The sequence below is a fragment of the Mesorhizobium sp. M2A.F.Ca.ET.039.01.1.1 genome, assembly GCF_003998035.1.
In the GTDB taxonomy this organism is placed as follows: Bacteria; Pseudomonadota; Alphaproteobacteria; order Rhizobiales; family Rhizobiaceae; genus Mesorhizobium.
In genome coordinates this window covers 1-1,724 of sequence record NZ_RZRY01001033.1, presented here as the reverse complement: position 1 = coordinate 1,724, position 1,724 = coordinate 1, and the positions used below count along the sequence as shown (strand labels likewise).

The window sequence follows — 1,724 nt, the reverse complement described above, 5'->3', positions numbered from 1 at the left end:
GGCTGTCGCGATGCTGAGGATCCGTCGCAGACCGCCGGGAAGATTGCCCGCGAGTTCGTTAGCGCGATGTGCCAACCCCATTCGTTCCAGAGCAACTAACGCTGCATGATTGACTTGGGCCTGGTCGCCCGCTGGGACCCAACGGGCCGGACTCCACGGCGATCCGCTGGCGGCACGGACTCCGAGAGCGACCGCGTCTAGGAGGGTACCTGACGTGAATACCCTGGTCAGTTGGAAAGTTCGGATGAGGCCGAGCCGCGCGATTCGGTGCGGCTGCTTGCCTTCGATCCGCTCCCCCTCGATCTCGATTTTTCCAGCGGAAGGCTTAAGACTGCCGCTGATCAGGTTCATCGTCGTCGACTTGCCCGATCCGTTGGGGCCGATAAGACCGCGAATTTGGTTCTTCATTACGGAAAGCGTGACTCCGTCAACTGCCTTGAGGCGTCCGAAGGCACGGCTGATTTCCCTTACCTCAAGCATTTATCACCTTACGAAGCTGGAGGCCTCCGCCGGTGCGCTGGCTAAGAATGATGGCGGTGATGACGAGCGCGCCCCAGATCATCGGCACGAACTCAGGCACAAACCGGAATATCTCTTCAATCAGGGTTAGAAAGAGCAAACCGAGGAGCGGCCCCGAAAATCGGGTAGTGCCACCAATCACACACGCCGCGACGATCTTGAACATCAGCATGGCGTTGATGTCGGAGGGAGACATGATGCCGTTGTAGGACGTGAAAAGCCCACCAGCGATGCCAGCTCCAAACGAGCCGAGAATGAAGCCGAGTGCACGAAGCGCCCAGGCATCTATACCCAGCGAAGAAGACAGGGCTTCGTCCTCGCCAACCGCCTTGATCTTTTTGCCGGTGTCGGACGCGTCCAGAGCTGCGTAGAACAGGCCCAGCAATACAAGGATGACAGCGACCAGGCATAGAAACTGAAACGCCGATGTCGGATCCGGCAGGATTCCAGGCCGGGCTATGAAAGCAATTCCCGCCGTGCCGCCGGTCACTTCCTTGATTTGGATGAAGCACTGGCGTAGCGCTTCGCCCGCAGCGAACGTCGATAAGAAGAAGTAGTACTGACGAGTGCGAAGAACAGGCCAAGATAATATTGCGGCGAAGAACGCAGCAAAGACCCCGCCAAGTGCCACCGCTACCAAGACTGGAATTTCAAAAGGTGCTTTGGAGAAGATGGCTACTGAGTATCCCCCTATGCCCATGATGGCGACGTGGGCGAACGACCAGCCACCCATCGTGGTGATAGTCCGATAGGACAAGACCAGGATTGAGACCATGCCGAAGATGATCAACACTCCTAGAATATATGGCGTGCCGACCAGCCCGCCGAAGACAAGTGCAAGCCCAGCAATGATGATGGTTGCGATGTCCCGATGCAGAGCGCCCATCATTCATTTTCTCCGAATAGACCTGAGGGTTTTACGCTAAGGACGAACAGCATGATGGCCGCACTCGTCAGGGCAAGAAAGCGCCCGCCGCCGAACTGCGACATAAGTGTATCAAGCACCCCAAAGATTGCCGCCGCGGCCACCGCTCCCCAGACATTGCCGATCCCGCCCACAATTATGATGATGAACGCTTTCCAGAGAGCAGGGCCACCCATGTAGGGCGATATCTGGCTTATCGGTCCCATCGCTGCGCCGCAGATGCCTGCGATCCCGGATCCGATAATCAGCGTCAGATTGCCAACACTCCGCGTCTTAATAC

The 1,724-nt window shown here is 57.4% G+C and carries 2 protein-coding genes and 1 pseudogene; all 3 read right to left on the bottom strand.

Annotated features, from left to right (window positions below):
- A partial coding sequence (locus EOA24_RS36965; RefSeq protein ID WP_127410763.1) for an ATP-binding cassette domain-containing protein occupies positions 1-480 on the bottom strand: 480 nt, incomplete at its 3' end.
- Entirely contained in the window at positions 473-1,408 is a 936-nt protein-coding gene (locus EOA24_RS36960; RefSeq protein ID WP_127410762.1) for a branched-chain amino acid ABC transporter permease, read from the bottom strand. The genes EOA24_RS36965 and EOA24_RS36960, both read right to left, overlap by 8 nt.
- A pseudogene (locus EOA24_RS36955) lies at positions 1,405-1,724 on the bottom strand (branched-chain amino acid ABC transporter permease); the annotation flags it as partial. The gene EOA24_RS36960 and the pseudogene EOA24_RS36955, both read right to left, overlap by 4 nt.